The following is a 19,545-nucleotide window of genomic DNA, read 5'->3' on the forward strand; positions in this document are numbered from 1 at the left end:
AATTATTCAAAGTATATTTTTGCCGTTTTTGTTTTGTAATTACTCCCAATATAAAGATTTTCTTGTTTGTATTGCTGAATATCTTGATAATAAAAGTTTTCTTCAATTATATTAGATTTACAAATACAAAAATTTTGATCTTTATCAACTCCAAATTGTACTGTAGTTGTTTTTCCTTTAGTCGAAATAATATATTGAGATTTAGATAAAACTTTAATTTTATTACAATCAATAAGATTTTCTATTTTAGGAATTCCACTTTTTACAAGACTTGCATTTGTTTTATTGAACTTTAAATAATAAAAAGACTCTATATTTATTGGATTTTTTCCCACCTCAGGTGTAATAAAAATATAATTTGCTGACGAAAAGAAATTGGTATTGTTTCTAAATTTACTGTACTGCGCAAAATCGTTTTCATAATCTGGCAGTTCTTTAAATGTATAAGTATTTTTTAAAGTATTTTGAGAATCTACTTTAGAAAAAGAGATATTTTTTGTTTTGTATGAAGACTCAAAAAAGTAAACGCTTTTATTTTCTGGACAAAAATAAGAAAAATCCATTTCTTGTTTTATAGGTTCTCCATCTATATAAATGATATTATTTTTAAAGTCTTTAAAAAACAAAAGTTTTTCAACTTTAACATATTCTGCAACTTTTGTCTTTATGATTTTTTTGTGTGTTTTTAAAGCCAAATCAAAAGCATAATAAGTTGCGAAATCATCAAAAGTAGATTTGTTTAATATATAAATTGAATCGTTATCTTCTTTAAAATAAGGATTATTATAGATTTTTCCTTCTTCTATTTTTATTCTATTCAATACTTTTTTACTGTCTAAATCAATTTTATAAAGAGCATAAAAAGTATTATCCAGATTTAACTTTTCAAAATTTAACACATATAAATTATTCTCTTTTAAATAGGCTCCTATAATTGTAGACTCGCACTTTTCATCAAATTTTAATTCGATTGCATTTTGTGAGTAAGATTGCAGTATAAAACCAATAAATAGGAATATAAATATTTTTTTCATAAACAGTAAGAAATCAAAATTATAATTACAACAATCCGTTGTATTTTCTAACAAACCATTCGGCAGTCAATAAGGTTGCAATCAGAATTAAAAGCCAAACCCAATCAATAATTGGAGTTTTACTTGAAACATTTTTCTCGATTGATTTGTATTCTTTGTTCTCCAAAAGTGTATTAATCAATTGATCGGATTGATTTTCGAAGAAAGCTTTTCCTCCCGTTTGCTGAGCCAATTGCTGTAATTTAACTACATCTGGATTTACAAATTGCTTTTCGACATCAAAATCTAAAATTTCAAAATGACTTGCGTATGAGGTATTTGAATTTAATTCTTTTACTGTAAAGTTATATTTCCCAGCAGGAAGTCCTTCCAAATTAGCCGAAAAAGAATTACTTCCTTTTAGCAAATCGTAATTTTTAGTTTGTTTGGTCGCAGCATTTACAACACTAATTGTAAGTCTAGCCTTTTCATCAAACTCATAATTTTTATTGAAATATTGTGCATTGATGATAATTTCTTCTCCAGAATTATAGAAACTTTCGTGAGTTACTACTAAAGATTTCTTTGAAGCTGATGATGCTAAATATTGAATGATTTTATCAATAAAAACATCATACTTTTCAAACGACTGATTGTCAACGTGGCTTTGCAGACGCCATTTCCAACTATTTTCTCCTAAAAGAAAAGCGGTTCTTTTTCCTTGATTTTCGGCGAATGCCAATAAAGGCGCATTCGTAGAAACGTTTCTGATTTTTGACGAAAGTAAAATAGAAACATTCCCATTTGTGCTGATATTTCCGAATGGATTTTGTAAAGGCGGGAAATTTTCAAAACCGATATCATCAATAGCAAAAAGATTAAAATCGGAATGGAATTCGCTAAGAAAATCTTCTCGCTGATTGCTCATTTTAAAAATCAGATTATTTTGTTGCTGGTTTAAAAAATTGAAATCGGTATTATTTCCTGTTATTATAAAGGTATTTGTTCCTTTTAATTTACCGTTGTCAAAAATAGCCTTGAAAGCAGTTGTTGGTTGATATAAAACCAAAACAGAGATATCTTGTAAGTCATTAATTTGGTTTGGCTTAACCAAGATTACTTTACGCTGCGCATTAACCTCTATTGAACGTTTTAAAGCCGCAATATCTGGATGATTTATAGCCGAAACAATGGCAATTGTAGACTTTTGATCGATAATTTCTACTGCGAAATTTTTAATATTATTGTAGCTGTTCTTTTCTTTTGCTGAAGATTGAATACTAGCTTTGTAAATCTGCAATCCTACTTTATCTGCTGGAAGAAGCAGGTTTATAGAAGCTGTTTTTTTAGATGGAGAAAACGAAAGTTTTTCTTTTGCCACTATTTTATTTCCTTGCGAAATAGTAAATTCTGCATTGGTAGTTTTATCACCAGCATATTGCAGAAAAACTTCAACAGGGAATTTATTTTTATGAAAAGCGTATTTATTTACGTTTAGCTGATTGATTTTTAAATCGAAAAAAGTGGTTGTATCTCCCACAACCAAAGGATAAACTTTATTGACAGGATCAAAACGATATACATAATCGTTTCCTGTAGTTTGATTTCCGTCGGTAATTATAACCGTCGGGAAAATTAGGTTTTTATTGATGCTTTTTAGATTTTTAGCAACTTCGTCTAAATTGGTCTGGTTGCCGCTAAAATCAAATTTATCTGAAGTTTTAAAATCATTGTCAAATTGATACGATTGAATATCAAATTTTTCTTTTAAAGCAGGATGCGAAACCAGTTTCTGATATAATTCAACGGCTTTTTGGTCTGATTTTAAAGCCGTTATTGAGCTGGAATTATCAACAACAATTGCCAAAGGCGTTTTGGTAATTTCCAAAGAATTTTTAGAAATTATAGGATTAATCAATAAAACCAATAATCCGAAAATGGCCATAAAACGTAAAAAAGCCAAAAGTATAATCACATTGGATTTACTTTTGGCTTTGAAAAAATATTGAAAGTACGATAAACCACCAGCAATTACTAAAGAAAGCAATAATAAAAGAATCGTGTTTGTCGTCATAATTTATTTAGTAATTGGAAGATTAATAATTCAAAGATTTCAAAACCTTTGAACCTTTGCAACTTAGTACCCCAGTACCTTAGGTTAGCATTCCTCCGCAAACATTAAGAACTTGTCCTGTAATGTAAGCACTCATATCTGAAGCTAAGAATAAACAAGCATTTGCTACATCTTCTGTAGTTCCTCCGCGTTTCAACGGAATACCTTCTCTCCATCCTTTTACTACATCTTCGCTTAATTTTGCAGTCATTTCAGTTTCAATAAAACCTGGCGCGATCGCGTTGCAACGAATGTTACGAGAACCTAATTCAAGAGCTACAGATTTTGTAAATCCGATTGCGCCAGCTTTAGAAGCTGCATAATTTGTTTGACCTGCGTTTCCAGAAACTCCAACTACTGAACTAATATTAATAATTGAACCTGCTCTTTGTTTCAAGAAAGTTTTCTGAATCGCTTTAGTCATATTAAAAACCGATTTCAAATTCACATCAATTACTTGGTCAAAATCTGCCTCAGACATACGCATTAACAAATTGTCTTTTGTAATTCCAGCATTATTGATTAAGATATCAACAGTTCCAAAATCAGCTAAAACAGCATCAACAAAAGTTTGAGCTTCGTTAAAATCTGCTGCGTTAGATTGGTATCCTTTAGCTTTTACTCCTAAACTATTCAATTCTGCTTCTAAAGCTTCTGCAGAAGCTGCAGATGAACTGTATGTAAAAGCAACGTTTGCTCCATGTTTAGCAAAAACTTCAGCAATTCCTTTTCCAATTCCACGGCTTGCACCAGTAATAATTGCAACTTTTCCTTCTAGTAATTTCATATTAAGGTATTCGTTTTATTTTTTGAGTTACAAATATAGAGTATTTGGGCGTTTAATAAAATTTGTAATCAAAAAATACCTTATAAAATTGTTTATTTTAAATATGCAATGACTTATAATTTTATAGTTCTAGACAATAGAAAATTTTCATGAAGAAAATTCAACAAAAAAAGCCTTACTATCTCTAGCAAGGCTTTCTTTTATTGGCTATTCTAAGTTTTAGAATGCTACATTCCATCTAGGCAATTTTGCATTTTCATCTAAGAAACTCTGTAAAACTTGTCCTTCAACAGCTGTTGGAATTGCTTTTACATCTGCTGTAAAAGTTTCATACCAAACAACTTCAAGCTCAGAAATATTTTCTAATTTCATTTGTGCTGGCCAAGAATATTTTCTACCTGTTTTTGCAAACTGATGTCCGTTTACGATTTTATCATAAAGTCCACCATTTTTACTTTTTAGCGTTCCATCATTTTGAACAGTTCCAGTAGAACCTACCATGATCAATTCTTTTACGTCACCTTCAACAGCATATACAACAAAGATACCTGCGCTTCCTTCTGGCGCATTACAAACTTGTTCTAAACTATCTTCAACTGTAAAAGTAAAACTATTGCTTACTTTAAATTTTTCTAAATCTTTACTCATCTTTCTATTTTTAGCTTCTAAGATACTGAGGTTCTGAGATGCTAAGTTTTTTTCATTTACGCCTCAGCCTTTAAAATGTAAAAAAGTCTCAACTAATAATTGAGACTTTTTTGGAATTTATTATTTCGAGACTTGAAGATTATCCAAGTACTTCTTTTACTTTTTTACCAATTTCAGCTGGTGAATCAACAACGTGAATTCCGTTGTCTCTCATGATTTGTTTTTTAGCTGCAGCAGTATCGTCAGAACCTCCAACAATAGCACCTGCGTGCCCCATCGTTCTACCAGCAGGAGCAGTTTCTCCAGCGATAAATCCAATAACTGGTTTACGGTTACCATCAGCTTTTACCCATCTTGCAGCATCAGCTTCTAATTGACCACCAATTTCACCAATCATAATGATAGCTTCAGTTTCTGGATCATTCATTAATAATTCAACAGCTTCTTTAGTTGTAGTTCCAATAATTGGATCTCCACCAATACCAATTGCAGTAGTGATACCTAAACCTTGTTTTACAACTTGGTCAGCAGCTTCGTAAGTTAAAGTTCCAGATTTAGAAACGATACCAACTGTTCCTTTTTTGAAAACGAAACCTGGCATAATACCAACTTTAGCTTCACCTGGAGTAATTACACCTGGGCAGTTTGGTCCAATTAATCTAGAATTTCTTTCTTTAACATAATTATTTGCTTTAATCATATCTGCTACAGGAATTCCTTCTGTAATAGCAATAATTACTTTAATTCCAGCATCAGCAGCTTCCATAATTGCATCAGCTGCAAAAGCTGGCGGAACAAAAATGATAGAAGTATCAGCGCCAGCTTGATCTACAGCATCTTTTACTGTATTAAAAACTGGACGATCTAAATGGCTAGTACCACCTTTTCCTGGAGTAACACCTCCAACAACATTAGTACCGTACTCAATCATTTGAGAAGCGTGGAAAGTTCCTTCGCTTCCTGTAAATCCCTGAACAATTATTTTGGAATCTTTATTAACTAAAACACTCATGATATATATTTTATGTAGTTTTTAAATTTGTGTTGCAAAAATAAGGTTTTGTAATGTATTTTGCCTCTTTTATTGTCAAAAAAATATTAAGAAAATTGACTCATCTGATAACCTCTGTAAAGTTTATCATCTTTAATCTGCCAAATTGTTGCAAAATGTGCCAACAACATCTCTTCCCTTGGATTCTCTATTGTTTTTACGAAATGAGAGTAACGTACTGATACTAAATCATCTTCCGCAAGAATGTGACTAATTCTCACCTTAGAACGAACGTAAGCTCGACTAAGTTCATTAGCCATTTCAACAATAGAATCATAATCCATCTGAATAAAACCTTTACTGCTGTTCCATTCAAGCGTAACATCAGGATGCAGATATGTTTTTAAAATTTCGCTATCAATTAAGGCATCTGACTTGTAAAATTTCTGAACAAATTCTTTAATAGACATATTACTTCAATTTACTTAATATTTCAGGAATCTTCTTGATATTAGCTAATTGCTTTAATTTTTCTCTTGACTCTTCGATTGGAGTACCAAAATAAGATTTCCCTCCTTCAACTGACTTCGTCACACCCGTTTGTCCCATAACTACCGCTTTTGCTCCAATTGTAATTCCGCTTGTTGTGCCAACTTGTCCCCACAATGTTACTTCATCTTCAATAATCACACAACCTGCAATACCAGTTTGAGACGCAATTAAGCATTTTTTTCCAATAACAGTATCGTGTCCAACATGCACTTGGTTATCTAATTTTGTACCTGCACCAATAGTTGTATCTCCCGTAACTCCTTTGTCTATTGTACAAAGTGCACCAATACCAACATTATCTTCAATAACTACTCTTCCACCAGAAATCAACTGATCAAAACCTTCAGGGCGTTTTTTATAATAAAAAGCATCTGCTCCTAAAATAGTTCCTGCATGTATAATTACATTGTCGCCGATTACAGTATGATCGTAAATTGAAACATTAGAATGGATTAAACAGTTTTTACCAATTTTAACATTGTTACCAACGAAACTATTTGGCTGAATTACTGTTCCTTCACCTATCTCTGCTGAAGGCGCAATGGCAACATTAGCAAATTGAAAAGGTTTAAAATGTTTGGTAAGAATATTGAAATCTCTAAATGGATCATCAGAAATTAAAAGGGCTTTCCCTTCTGGGCATTCTACTTCTTTGTTTATCAAAACTATAGTAGCAGCCGATTGCAAAGCTTTGTCGTAGTATTTTGGATGGTCAACAAAGACTATATCACCAGGTTCAACGACATGTATCTCGTTCATACCTAAAACTTGAAAGTCTTTGTCTCCAATAAATTTGCAGTTAAGCAAATTTGCAATTTCTTGTAAAGAATGACTCTTTGGAAATTTCATATATTATAATTAGAAAATTTGTCAATTAGAAAATGAGTCAATTAGAATGTGAATATACAAAATTATGTCGATTCACAAATTATCTAATTGACTCATTGTCAAATTTATCTTAATTAAAAAACTATTCTTTAACACGCTCCATGTAAGAACCTGAAGCTGTATCAATTTTAATTTTATCACCTTCGTTGATGAACAACGGCACGTTAATATTAGCACCTGTTTCTACTGTAGCATTTTTTGTTGCGTTTGTAGCAGTGTTTCCTTTAACTCCTGGCTCAGCGTAAGTAACTTCAAGAATTACAGATGCTGGCATATCTACAGATAATGGCAAATCTGTTTCTGTATTGATTTGAACCATTACATTTGTTCCTTCCTTTAACAAATCTGGAGCATCTAAGATGTTTTTATTCAATGAGATTTGCTCGAAAGTTTCAGCATTCATAAAGTGAAATTCATCACCTTCTGGATATAAAAATTGGAATGTATGTGTTTCAACACGAATAACGTCAATTTTGTGTCCTGCAGAAAAAGTATTATCTAATACTTTACCTGAAGTTAAACTTTTTAGTTTTGTTCTTACGAAAGCTGGACCTTTTCCAGGTTTTACGTGAAGAAATTCAATAATTTTATAGATGTCGTGATTAAATTTAATGCACAATCCGTTTCTAATATCTGATGTAGATGCCATTTGTTTTTTTATTTTAGATTTTTAGAATGTAGACTTTAGATTCTTAGAAAAGAATTAATCTTCATTTTATTTAATATATTTAGTTCAAAACTCGGAAATCTATCCCGATAGCTATCGGGACTAAAATACTTAATAGTTTCCTGAGTAACCTTTCATAATTCCTCGAGAAGAATTCCTAATAAAATCTAGAATTTCATCTCTTTCAGGAGTTGCTTCCATTTCAGCCTCAATAATGCTTAAGGCTTGAGTTGTATTGTAATTCTTTTGATATAAAATTCGGTATATTTCCTGAATTTCTCTAATTTTTTCAGTAGTAAATCCTCTTCTTCTTAAACCAACCGAGTTAATTCCAACATAAGATAAAGGCTCTTTTGCAGCTTTCGTAAATGGCGGAACGTCTTTTCTAACCAACGAACCTCCAGAAATCATTGCATGATCGCCAATATGGATAAATTGATGAATTGCCGCTAAACCACCAATTACAGCGTGATTACCAACAACTACGTGACCTGCTAAAGCAACACCATTTACAATGATTGCATTATTTCCAATCTCACAGTCGTGTGCAATGTGCGCGTATGCCATTACTAAGCAATTGTTACCAATTACAGTTTGACCAGAAGCAATTGTTCCTCTATTTATAGTTACACATTCTCTAATTGTACAATTATCACCGATAATGGCAAGAGAATCTTCACCTCCGAATTTTAAATCTTGTGGCACCGCAGAAATTACAGCTCCTGGAAAAATGTTGCAATTTTTTCCAATTCGAGCACCTTCCATAATGGTCACGTTTGAACCAATCCAAGTACCATCACCAATAACAACATTATTGTGAATTGTTGTAAATGGCTCTATTACAACATTTTTAGCGATTTTTGCGCCTGGATGAACATATGCTAATGGTTGATTCATCTGTATGTTTTATATTTTTAATTAAAATATTCTAAGTTTGAAGCAACAAACCTAAACAATAAATTTGATAATTTATTATTGTTTTCTTGCTATTTGTGCCATTAATTCTGCTTCAGTAACTAATTTACCATTTGCGTAGGCGTTTGCTTGCATATGACAAATTCCTCTTCTGATAGGAGAAATTAACTCACATTTAAAGATTAAAGTATCACCTGGCAATACTTTGTGTTTAAATTTAACATTATCAATTTTCATGAAATATGTCAAATAATTTTCAGGATCTGGAACAGTGCTTAACACTAAAATCCCACCTGTTTGTGCCATTGCTTCTACAATTAATACACCTGGCATAACTGGAGCTTCTGGAAAGTGACCTACAAAGAAATTCTCATTCATAGTAACATTTTTCAATCCTACTACGTGACGATCAGACATTTCGATAATTCTGTCGATCAACAAGAATGGAGGTCTGTGAGGAAGCATTGACATAATTTTATGAATATCCATCAATGGTTCTTGATGCAAATCATAAGTAGGAACATGATTTCTCTGCTCTATTTTGATAATTTTTGCCAATTTCTTTGCAAATTGAGTATTTACAAAGTGCCCTGGTTTATTAGCAATAATTTTTCCTTGAATGCGAACTCCAATAAGAGATAAATCTCCAATAACATCAAGCAATTTGTGTCTTGCAGCTTCGTTTGGATAATGTAAAGTTAAGTTATCTAAAACTCCATTTGGTTTTACAGAAATTTCTTCTTTACCAAATGCCTTCTTTAAATTAGCCATTGTAGATTCAGAGATTTCTTTATCTACATAAACAATTGCATTATTTAAATCTCCTCCTTTAATAAGTCCGTGCTCTAACAATGACTCTAATTCATGTAAGAAACTAAAAGTTCTAGAACTTGCAATTTCTTGTTTAAAATCAGATAAGCTTTTAAGCGTAGCATTTTGAGTACCTAATACTTTTGTACCAAAATCTACCATAGTTGTTACTTGATATTCATCGCTTGGCATAACAAGAATTTCGCTTCCTGTAGCTTCGTCTGTAAAAGAGATTACTTCTTTTACTACGTAAACATTACGTTGCGCGTCTTGTTCTTCAATTCCTGCCTTTTCAATCGCTTCAACAAAATATTTTGATGAACCATCCATAATTGGAAGTTCAGAGGCATTCAATTCAATAATAATGTTATCCAAATCGCAGCCAACTACTGCAGCTAAAACGTGCTCTGGTGTTTGAATTTTTACACCTAATTTCTCAAGATTTGTTCCTCTTTGAGTATTAACAACATAATTAGCATCAGCCTCAATGACTGGTTGGCCTTGCAAATCTACTCTTACAAAAGTGAAACCATTATTAACGGGAGCAGGTTTAAAAGTCATTGTAACTTCTTTTCCAGTATGTAATCCAACTCCTGTTAGTGAAATTTCATTCTTGATGGTCTTCTGTTTAACCATTATTTCCATTTTTTGGGTTTATTATTTGTGTTTCTTTAATTCATCAACTTCTGCAACAATCTTAGGCAGATTTTTGAAGTGTACATATGATTTATTGTAATCGCTGTATCCAAGTGCTGGAGAGCCTTGTAATACTTCATCGTCTTTAATGTTTCTTGCAACTCCTGACTGCGCCTGAAGTCTAACATTATTCCCTATAATTAAGTGGCCTGCAATTCCAACTTGTCCTCCAATCATACAGTTTTCACCAATTTTAGTAGAACCAGCAACACCGCTTTGAGCAGCAATTACAGTATTTTTACCAATTTCAACATTGTGAGCAATCATAATTTGATTGTCTAGCTTAACTCCTCTTCTTATTATAGTAGAACCTAAAGTTGCTCTGTCTATTGTAGTATTAGCACCAATATCTACGTTATCTTCGATAATAACGTTACCAATTTGTGGCACTTTACTATATTCTCCATCTTCATTAGGTGCGAAACCAAAACCATCAGCACCTATAATTACACCTGAATGAATCGTACAATTATTTCCAATTACAGTTTCTGAGTAAATTTTTGCTCCTGCGAAAATGAAAACATTATCACCGATCACAACATTATCTCCAATAAAACTATTTGGGTATATTTTTACATTATTACCTAAAACTACATTTTGCCCAATATAACTAAAGCTTCCTAAATATAGATTTTCTCCATGTTTAGTTCCTTCAGACATAAAAGACTGAGGCTCGATACCAGTTTTGTTTAATTTTACTTGATTATAAAAATGCAAAAGTTTAGAAAATGCTGCGTAAGCATCTTCTACTTTAATTAGTGTAGTAGTAATATCCTGTTCAGGAATAAAGCTATCATTAACAATTGTTACTGTCGCTTTAGTCGTATATATATAGTTAATATACTTTGGATTAGCCAAAAAAGTAAGCGATCCTTCGTCTCCTTCTTCGATTTTTGAAAGTTTAGAAACTTCTGCATTGGGATTACCAACAACTTCTCCTTCTAAAATTCCTGCTATTTGTTCTGCTGTAAATTTCATCGCGACAAAAATATAAAAAATAGGTTTTAAATGTTAATTTTAGATAAGTTGTTTTGGAAAACAGATATAATATTTTGTCACCAATTTAGATAACGATTTCAAATTCAGCTGATCAGAAGCTTCAACAACATCTTCAATTGTTCTATCTTTTTTCAAAATTCGGATAGGTTCTGCTTCTTTGCTGTAAGCTTGATTTTTGATTTTTCCTCTAAAAATAAAATATCCAGCCTCTAATTGGCTAATATGATGTTTGTTAGCAAACTGCTCTTTTAGAGACTGAGATTCTTCCATTGAAACCTTCTCTGCACTCATTTTTATTTTAAGCAAATCTCTATTGATAATCATTTTGCTCAAAGTACTTAAAACAAAATCATCTTGTCTTTGCCAAGCTTTCAAAGCACTAATAATATCGAAATCGTCTAATTGCGAAAACAAATCCAATTTTTCGGCATCAAAATCCTCAAGTGTAATCTTATTATGCATAAAATACGAAAGTGGCTCACTGCAAGGAAGATCCACTCCTTTTAACACTAACTCTTTTGCTCTTTTAAGAACTTTCATCAAAATTAATTCAGCTACTAAACTGGTTTTGTGTAAATAAGCCTGCCAATACATTAATCTTCGCGAAAGCAGGAATTTTTCAACAGAATAAATTCCTTTTTCTTCAATTACCAAAACATCGTCTTCCACATTCATCATCTGAATCAATCGTTCAGAATTCACATTTCCTTCTGCAACACCGGTATAAAAACTATCACGTTTCAAATAATCCATTCTATCCATATCCAATTGACTTGAAATTAATTGTAACATGAATTTTCTATGATATTCTCCTTTAAAAACCTGAATTGCTAAACTTAGTCTACCGCCAAATTCTTCATTCAGCTGATTCATAAACAATAATGAAATAGCTTCATGATGCACATCTTCAACAATACTTCTTTCCATTGCATGAGAAAATGGCCCATGTCCAATATCATGAAGCAAAATCGCTATTAATAACGCATTTTCTTCTTCTTCAGAAATGACAACATCTTTAAAACGTAGTGTATCAATTGCTTTTTTCATCAAATGCATGCATCCTAAAGCGTGATGAAAACGGGTATGATTAGCTCCTGGATACACCAAATAGGACAATCCCATTTGTGATATACGACGCAGACGCTGAAAATAAGGGTGCTGAATTAAGTCGTAAACCAGTTCGTTTGGTATCGTAATGAAACCATAGATAGGATCGTTGAATATTTTTAATTTGTTGATCTGAGTCACTACTGAATTATTTTTTTGGTCAACAAATATAAGTAAATAAGTATAAAGAGTCTGGTGTTTTTTATTTAAAAATCACAGTTGAAATCAATATGATAATCAATAAAATACATTAAAAAATGTTAAAATTCAAAATAAAATCTTGAAGTAACTTTGGTAAATTTATACTATTTTTAATACTTTTTAAGTTCTATAACTCTAAATTGCAGTAAAAATTAAATTGTTTTATGGATAAGATAAAAATACTTTGGGTCGATGATGAAATCGATCTTTTAAAGCCCCATATATTATTTCTAGAAAAAAAGAATTACGAAGTTACAACTTGCAATAATGGCCTTGATGCGATTGCTTTATTTGAAGAAGATAACTTTGATATTGTTTTTTTGGATGAAAACATGCCTGGAATGAGCGGATTAGAGACGCTTTCAGAAATGAAAGAGAAAAAATCAGCTATTCCGATGATTATGATTACCAAAAGCGAGGAAGAATATATTATGGAAGAAGCCATTGGTTCTAAAATTGCTGATTACCTTATAAAACCGGTAAATCCTAATCAGATTTTATTGAGTTTGAAGAAAAATTTGGATGATTCGAGGTTAATTACCGAAAAAACAACTTTGGACTATCAGAAAGAATTCAGAAAGATTTCAATGGAATTAGCAATGGTTAATTCTTACGAAGATTGGATTGAATTGTATAAAAAATTACTTTTCTGGGAATTAAAATTAGAAGATATTAACGATACTGCGATGATCGAAATCTTAGAATCTCAGAAAGTTGAAGCGAACTCACAATTCGGAAAATTCATTGAAAGAAACTATGAAGATTGGTTTGCACCAAAAGCAGATAAACCGATCCAATCTAATACATTATTCAAAGAATTAGTTGTTCCAGAAATTAAAAAGAAAGACAAACCAATTCTTTTTGTAGTAATTGATAATCTACGTTACGATCAATGGAAATCTTTTGAAAGTGTAATTGCAAATTATTATAAATTAGAAAAAGAAGTTCCGTACTACTCTATTCTTCCAACCGCTACGCAATATGCCAGAAACTCTATCTTTTCAGGTTTGATGCCTGTAGAAATGGAAAAACAATTTCCTGAATATTGGAAAAATGATGTTGAAGATGGAGGAAAAAACCTTTACGAAGCAGAATTTTTATCGGCTCAATTAAAGCGTTTGGGTTTAAATATTAAGGAAGATTATTTCAAAATTACAAATTACTCGGGAGGTAAAAAGCTAGCAGAAAACTTTAAAGCTTTAAAAGGGAATGATTTAGTAACTGTAGTTTATAATTTCGTTGATATGCTCTCGCATGCTAAAACTGAAATGGAAGTTGTAAAAGAATTAGCGTCAGATGATAAAGCGTATCGTTCTCTAACTTTAAGCTGGTTTAAAAATTCTCCTTTATTAGAGATTATCCAACAAGCACAGCTTTTAGGTTTCAAATTGATTTTAACCACAGACCACGGAACAATTAATGTAAAAAATCCGTCGAAAGTTGTGGGAGATAAAAATACAAGTTTAAATTTGCGTTATAAAACTGGACGTAGTTTAACTTACGAGCAAAAAGACGTTTACGTTGTAAAAGAGCCAAAAACAATTGGTTTGCCTGCCATAAACATGAGTAGTTCGTTTATTTTTGCCAAAAATGATTTCTTTTTAGCTTATGTAAACAACTACAATCATTATGTGAGTTATTACAAAAACACTTATCAGCATGGCGGAATTTCATTAGAAGAAATGATTATTCCATTTTTAGTTTTTAACCCAAAATAAAAAGTATATCGTCACGAATTTCACCAATTTCCACTAATTATTTTAGACAAAAATTAAATTTAATTCGTGAAAATTGGTGAAATTCGTGGCAAAATTTAAACAACAATGAATATCATTTTTTCATTAGATCAAATTCAAGAAGTTGCAGAGCAGATTATTGCTTCAAATCCTAAAAAAATCATTCTTTTTAATGGAGAAATGGGAGTTGGAAAAACAACTTTAATTAAGCAATTATGCAAAACTTTAGGAGTTGAAGATGCAACAAGCAGTCCCACTTTCTCTTTAGTAAATGAATATCAAAGTTCTAACAATCAAACCGTTTATCATTTTGATTTTTATCGCTTAAACAAAGAAACTGAAGCTCTAGATATGGGAGTTGATGATTATTTATATTCTGGGAATTGGTGTTTTATTGAGTGGTCTGAAAAAATTGAAAATTTGATTCCTGAAGAACATTCTACAATTAATATTGAACTACTTTCAGACGGAAAAAGACAATTGAAATTAATCTAGAAATTTTAAGATTTTTAAAGTAAATCAAGTAAAACATTTATTTACAATAAAAAATATCTTAACATTCAGCTTGTAGTATTAGCAGAATTTTTGCATTAATTTTAAAACTTTTTACGTAATTTGTACTCTTAATTTTTTGCACTACCCATGTCAATCACGTTAACTCCATTTACAAAACAACAATTAATACCACAGGAAGAAAAACTTGAGGTTGGTCGTTTTAAAAGAGAACTTTTTATAGGAATTCCTAAGGAAACAAGTTATCAGGAACGTCGTATCTGTCTTACGCCTGATGCGGTCAATTCCTTAACTTATGAAGGCCACCGCGTTATGATCGAATCTGGAGCGGGAGAAAGTTCGAGTTATACTGATAAAGAATATGCAGATGCTGGTGCAGAAATCACAAAAGACACAAAAAGAGTTTTTGGATGTCCCTTTCTATTAAAAGTAGAACCGCCAACTCTATCAGAGATCGAAATGATTAATCCAGAAACGGTTATAATTTCGGCTATCCAGCTTAAAACCAAAAAGAAAGAATACTTCGAAGCTTTAGCAAAAAAGAAAATCACTGCCTTAGCTTTTGAATATATTAAAGACGAAGACGGATCTTATCCTGCAGTAAAATCTTTAAGTGAAATTGCTGGAACTGCTTCAATCCTTATTGCTGCTGAATTAATGATTACCGACGAATTTGGAAAAGGACTTTTATTTGGAAATATTACAGGAGTTCCACCTACTGAAGTAGTGATTCTAGGAGCAGGAACAGTAGGTGAATTTGCTGCAAAAACGGCTATTGGACTTGGCGCAAATGTTAAAGTTTTTGATAATTCGATTACTAAACTTCGTCGTCTGCAAAACAATTTAAATCAAAGAATTTTTACTTCAACCATACAACAAAAAGGTTTACTAAAAGCCTTAAGGCGTTGTGATGTAGCAATTGGTGCCATGCGTGGAAAAGAACGTTGCCCAATTGTTGTTAATGAAACAATGGTTGAGCACATGAAAAAAGGTGCTGTAATTGTAGATGTCAGCATCGACACTGGAGGTTGCTTTGAAACTTCGGAAGTAACGACTCACGAAAAACCAACATTCATAAAAAACAATGTTTTACACTATTGTGTACCAAATATTCCTTCACGTTATTCCAAAACTGCTTCATTATCAATTAGCAACATATTAACACCATATCTACATCAGATAGCCGAAGATGGTGGTATTGAAAGTGCTATTCGATGCAATAAAGGCCTCAAAAATGGAATTTATCTTTATCATGGAATTCTAACAAATAAAGCAATTGGCGATTGGTTCGATTTACCAGACAACGATATTAATTTACTTGTATTTTAAGGGAACTTTAATGTACCTTTGCAAAAATTTTATTTCATGAAGTTCGTACACCGTTTTGCATATTACCTGATTGGTCTCGTAATGGGATGTTTTATTGTATCAGGATTTTTTATTGGAAAAGACACTCGTTGTAATTATTTCCCAAATGCGAGAGTTTTAAATAATCTTAGAACAAAACCATTTCAATATTCACCAAAAGCCATTCAGACTTTAAACGAAAAATGGGTTGACACTGCAGACGTCAAAAATACATTAACTTATGGAGATGTAGATTTTGATCAAAGTAATGTTCCGTTCAAAAAAGGAAAACTTTATATCATTGAAGGAAAAACAGTAAAAAATCAAGAGATAATTCTAAAAGTGGTTAATTACGAAAACAAAGCTGTTTTAGAAGAAATCGCAAAAAAATAAAAAGAAACCCAATAACATAACAAGCTATTGGGTTTTCTTTTGTAAAGAATATTTAATCTAAAATCACAAAGACACAAAGTTTTTTCCTTTGTAACTTTGCAACTCTGAACCTTTGTCACTTAAAAAAATCACCATTCAATTTCTTTCAATCCTTTAGATTTTAAGAAATCATTTGTTTGGCTAAAATGTTTATTTCCAAACCAAAATCCTCTATTCGCGCTCAATGGCGAAGGGTGACCCGATTTTAGAATATGATGTTTTGAAGCATCAATCAAAGCTGCTTTCTTTTGAGCAAAACCGCCCCAAAGCAAGAAAACAACATTTTCTTTTTCAGCAGAAATTTGTTTGATCACAGCGTCAGTAAATTTTTCCCAACCTTTTCCTTGATGGCTTCCAGCTTCAGATTGTCTAACTGTTAAAGTTGCATTTAAAAGAAAAACACCTTGATCTGCCCAACGTTCTAAATTACCGGTATTTGGCATAGGAATATTAAAATCGTCTTGAATTTCTTTAAATATATTTTGAAGTGATGGCGGAAAAGGAATTCCATCATTTACAGAAAAACACAAACCATTTGCCTGATTTGGACCATGATAAGGATCTTGTCCAATTATCACCACTTTTACTTCGTCGAAATGACAATGATCAAAAGCTGAAAAAATTTGACTACCTTTTGGATAACAAACTTTTGTTGCGTATTCTGCTTTTACAAATTCAATTAAATCGTTGAAATATGGTTTTTCGAATTCTTCATTCAAAACTGGTTTCCAAGAAGAATGCATTTTTACGTCCATAATTTTTTTATGCGAATTTCAGAAATTAAAACTTAAAATCAAAAAAGCCGAAAGCCGAAAGTTGAAAGTCAAAAGTCAAAAGTCAAAAGTTAAGCAAACTAAAAACTCATAATTCATAACTCATAATTCATTATTGTTTTCGTACTTTTGTGATTGCTTTCATAAAGAAATTAAATGATCAGTATTACAGAAAAAACGTTACAAGACTTACAATTTCCAACCGTTCTAGAAACCATTTCAGATGGATGCAACACCGATATTGGAAAAGAAAAGGCTTTACAAATAAAACCCATTAGAGATAAAGAAGAATTAATTCAATCTTTGATGCAAACATCAGAGTACGTGTCTTCTTTTCAAAATAATAACGCCATTCCAAATCACGGATTTGACGCTATCTCGCACGAAATTAGATTCTTAGCAATTGAAGACAGTTTTCTTGAAGTAGGAAGTTTTAGAAAAATCGCTAATCTTTCGACAACGACAAATGTCTTATTGAATTTCTTAAAAAAATTCGACGACTATTACCCAAATTTAAATGCCAGGGCATCTCGTGTAGAATTGACCAAAGATATTATATCTGCAATTGATGCAATTGTAGATAAATATGGAGAAATAAAAGACAATGCTTCTCCTGCTCTTTCTGGAATTCGCCAAAATATGAATTTGGTTCGTGGAAAAGTGAATCAAAGTTTTGGTTCAGCCTTAACGCAGTACAACGGTTTAGGTTATTTGGACGATATTAAAGAGAGTTTTGTGCAAAATCGTAGAGTTTTAGCGGTTTTAGCCATGTATCGCCGTAAAGTAAAAGGTTCTATTTTAGGAAGTTCTAAAACTGGAAGTATCGCATATATCGAGCCTGAAGCAACTTTAAAATATTCTAGAGAATTAGCCAATTTAGAGTACGAAGAAAAAGAGGAAATTACGAGGATCCTAAAGAATTTATCAAATGTCATTCGCCCGTATCTTCCTTTATTAATTGAATATCAAGATTTTTTAAGTGACATAGATGTAGTTTCTGGAAAAGCAAAATATGCAAATCGTATTAATGGAATTTTGCCAACAATTACAGAAGAAAGAAGACTATTCTTTAGAGAAGCTTATCATCCAATTTTGTATTTGAACAACAAACAGAAAAAAGAAGTTACGCATCCACAAACCATTGAGTTAAAACAAGAAAACAGAATTATTGTAATTTCTGGGCCAAATGCGGGAGGAAAAACTATTTCCTTAAAAACAGTTGGATTGCTACAATTGATGTTGCAATCTGGAATTTTGATTCCAGTTCATGAAAGAAGTGAAACTTTCTTGTTCGATAGAATTTTAACCGACATCGGAGACAACCAATCTATTGAAAATCACTTAAGCACATACAGTTACCGATTAAAAAACATGAATTATTTCTTGAAGAAGTGCAACAAGAAAACCATGTTTTTAATTGACGAATTCGGTACAGGTTCTGATCCCGAACTTGGAGGAGCTTTGGCTGAAATTTTCTTGGAAGAATTCTACCATCGCGAAGCTTTCGGAATTATTACCACACATTATTCTAATTTAAAAATTCTTGCAAACGAATTGCCATACGCAACGAATGCGAATATGATGTTCGACGAAAAATCTTTAGAACCAATGTACAAATTAGCTTTGGGTCAGGCAGGAAGTTCGTTTACTTTTGAAGTTGCTCAGAAAAATGGAATTCCGTTTGGATTGATCAATCGTGCAAAAAAGAAAATTGAAGTTGGAAAAGTTCGTTTTGACAAAACAATTGCTACTCTTCAGAAAGAAAGATCGAAGCTAGAAAAAACTTCTTTGAATTTAAAAGAGGAAGAAACTCGTGCGCGTGAGGAAAGCAAAAAGATGGAAAACATTAATACTAAAATCCAACAAAAATTAGAAAGCTATCAAGAATTATATGATAGCAATCAGAAGATTATATATATAGGACAAAAAATTGATGATATTGCTGAGAAGTATTTCAACAACAAAAATAAAAAGGAGCTTATTGGCGAATTTTTGAAAATTGTTGAGATCGAAAACTCAAAACGTAAAAAAGCAACTCCGAAAGAGGTAAAAGCAAAAGTTGAAAAACAAAAAGAAATTATTGCTGAAGTTCAAGTAAAAGTTGAAGAAATTCGAAAAGAGAAAAAAGAGAAAAAATTAAAGCCTGTTATTGAAAAGCCAAAACCAATTTTAAAAATTGGTGATCGAGTAAGAATGCTTGACGGAAGATCTGTTGGAAGTATCGATTCTATAGAAAAAAATAAGGCAACTGTAAATTATGGAATTTTTACTTCGAAAGTAAGTTTGGATGAATTGGAATTGGTAGAAGCTGTAAAAAAGTAAAGTTTTCAGTCGCAGTCGCCGTTTTCAATCTCAAA

At 31.8% G+C, this 19,545-nt stretch carries 18 protein-coding genes; 5 read left to right on the top strand and 13 right to left on the bottom strand.

What is annotated here, in order from left to right; genetic code table 11:
• Window positions 1-2: 2 nt before the first annotated feature.
• The 12 genes from OD917_RS08675 to OD917_RS08730 all read right to left on the bottom strand — a co-directional run bounded on the left by OD917_RS08675 (window position 3) and on the right by OD917_RS08730 (window position 12,327).
• Window positions 3-1,034 carry a hypothetical protein gene (locus OD917_RS08675; protein ID WP_263523154.1) on the bottom strand — a complete coding sequence of 344 codons (1,032 nt, stop codon included), beginning with the start codon at window positions 1,032-1,034 and terminating at the stop codon, window positions 3-5.
• 25 nt (window positions 1,035-1,059) lie between these two features.
• The gene (locus OD917_RS08680) at window positions 1,060-3,087 is read right to left on the bottom strand and encodes a hypothetical protein (RefSeq protein ID WP_263523155.1); all 2,028 of its coding nucleotides are present in this window, start codon (window positions 3,085-3,087) and stop codon (window positions 1,060-1,062) included.
• Between the two features lie 79 nt (window positions 3,088-3,166).
• Window positions 3,167-3,913: a 3-oxoacyl-[acyl-carrier-protein] reductase gene (gene fabG, locus OD917_RS08685; RefSeq protein WP_071637930.1), complete on the bottom strand. Its 747-nt coding sequence runs from the start codon at window positions 3,911-3,913 to the stop codon at window positions 3,167-3,169.
• 219 nt (window positions 3,914-4,132) lie between these two features.
• Window positions 4,133-4,561 (bottom strand): hypothetical protein, encoded by a 429-nt coding sequence (locus tag OD917_RS08690; RefSeq protein ID WP_263523156.1) that lies wholly within the window; start codon window positions 4,559-4,561, stop codon window positions 4,133-4,135.
• A gap of 139 nt (window positions 4,562-4,700) precedes the next feature.
• On the bottom strand, window positions 4,701-5,573 hold the full coding sequence (gene sucD / locus OD917_RS08695; RefSeq protein WP_057118027.1) for a succinate--CoA ligase subunit alpha: 873 nt from the start codon (window positions 5,571-5,573) through the stop codon (window positions 4,701-4,703).
• Between the two features lie 86 nt (window positions 5,574-5,659).
• Window positions 5,660-6,022 carry a nuclear transport factor 2 family protein gene (locus OD917_RS08700; protein WP_111291026.1) on the bottom strand — a complete coding sequence of 121 codons (363 nt, stop codon included), beginning with the start codon at window positions 6,020-6,022 and terminating at the stop codon, window positions 5,660-5,662.
• A 1-nt stretch (window position 6,023) separates the two neighbouring features.
• Window positions 6,024-6,953, bottom strand: coding sequence for a UDP-3-O-(3-hydroxymyristoyl)glucosamine N-acyltransferase (locus tag OD917_RS08705; RefSeq protein WP_263523157.1), 930 nt, complete (start codon window positions 6,951-6,953; stop codon window positions 6,024-6,026).
• Window positions 6,954-7,074: 121 nt separating this feature from the next.
• Window positions 7,075-7,641 carry an elongation factor P gene (gene efp, locus OD917_RS08710; RefSeq protein ID WP_223705876.1) on the bottom strand — a complete coding sequence of 189 codons (567 nt, stop codon included), beginning with the start codon at window positions 7,639-7,641 and terminating at the stop codon, window positions 7,075-7,077.
• Window positions 7,642-7,770: 129 nt separating this feature from the next.
• Window positions 7,771-8,556 carry an acyl-ACP--UDP-N-acetylglucosamine O-acyltransferase gene (gene lpxA / locus OD917_RS08715; RefSeq protein WP_091497682.1) on the bottom strand — a complete coding sequence of 262 codons (786 nt, stop codon included), beginning with the start codon at window positions 8,554-8,556 and terminating at the stop codon, window positions 7,771-7,773.
• A 75-nt stretch (window positions 8,557-8,631) separates the two neighbouring features.
• Window positions 8,632-10,020 (bottom strand): bifunctional UDP-3-O-[3-hydroxymyristoyl] N-acetylglucosamine deacetylase/3-hydroxyacyl-ACP dehydratase, encoded by a 1,389-nt coding sequence (locus tag OD917_RS08720; RefSeq protein ID WP_263523158.1) that lies wholly within the window; start codon window positions 10,018-10,020, stop codon window positions 8,632-8,634.
• A gap of 21 nt (window positions 10,021-10,041) precedes the next feature.
• A complete protein-coding gene (gene lpxD / locus OD917_RS08725; RefSeq protein ID WP_263523159.1) occupies window positions 10,042-11,058 on the bottom strand; it encodes a UDP-3-O-(3-hydroxymyristoyl)glucosamine N-acyltransferase in 1,017 nt (338 codons plus the stop codon).
• Window positions 11,059-11,097: 39 nt separating this feature from the next.
• A complete protein-coding gene (locus OD917_RS08730) occupies window positions 11,098-12,327 on the bottom strand; it encodes an HD domain-containing protein (protein WP_111291020.1) in 1,230 nt (409 codons plus the stop codon).
• A 224-nt stretch (window positions 12,328-12,551) separates the two neighbouring features.
• Here OD917_RS08730 and OD917_RS08735 point away from each other — a divergent pair, with 224 nt between their 5' ends.
• From OD917_RS08735 to OD917_RS08750, 4 genes are all read left to right on the top strand, one after another.
• Window positions 12,552-14,105 carry a bifunctional response regulator/alkaline phosphatase family protein gene (locus OD917_RS08735; RefSeq protein WP_263523160.1) on the top strand — a complete coding sequence of 518 codons (1,554 nt, stop codon included), beginning with the start codon at window positions 12,552-12,554 and terminating at the stop codon, window positions 14,103-14,105.
• A 105-nt stretch (window positions 14,106-14,210) separates the two neighbouring features.
• Complete coding sequence (gene tsaE / locus OD917_RS08740; RefSeq protein ID WP_263523161.1) at window positions 14,211-14,618, top strand: tRNA (adenosine(37)-N6)-threonylcarbamoyltransferase complex ATPase subunit type 1 TsaE; 408 nt, start codon at window positions 14,211-14,213, stop codon at window positions 14,616-14,618.
• A gap of 147 nt (window positions 14,619-14,765) precedes the next feature.
• Window positions 14,766-15,965 (top strand): alanine dehydrogenase, encoded by a 1,200-nt coding sequence (locus OD917_RS08745; protein WP_263523162.1) that lies wholly within the window; start codon window positions 14,766-14,768, stop codon window positions 15,963-15,965.
• 36 nt (window positions 15,966-16,001) lie between these two features.
• Window positions 16,002-16,376, top strand: a complete 375-nt coding sequence (locus OD917_RS08750) for a DUF4258 domain-containing protein (protein WP_263523163.1) — start codon at window positions 16,002-16,004, stop codon at window positions 16,374-16,376.
• 128 nt (window positions 16,377-16,504) lie between these two features.
• Here OD917_RS08750 and OD917_RS08755 read toward each other — a convergent pair whose 3' ends face one another.
• The gene (locus OD917_RS08755) at window positions 16,505-17,170 is read right to left on the bottom strand and encodes a uracil-DNA glycosylase (protein WP_263523164.1); all 666 of its coding nucleotides are present in this window, start codon (window positions 17,168-17,170) and stop codon (window positions 16,505-16,507) included.
• A gap of 174 nt (window positions 17,171-17,344) precedes the next feature.
• Between OD917_RS08755 and OD917_RS08760 the strand changes: the two genes are divergently transcribed.
• Window positions 17,345-19,510 (top strand): endonuclease MutS2, encoded by a 2,166-nt coding sequence (locus OD917_RS08760; protein WP_263523165.1) that lies wholly within the window; start codon window positions 17,345-17,347, stop codon window positions 19,508-19,510.
• Window positions 19,511-19,545: the final 35 nt, after the last annotated feature.

The organism is Flavobacterium sp. SH_e, from assembly GCF_025717045.1.
Lineage (GTDB): Bacteria > Bacteroidota > Bacteroidia > Flavobacteriales > Flavobacteriaceae > Flavobacterium.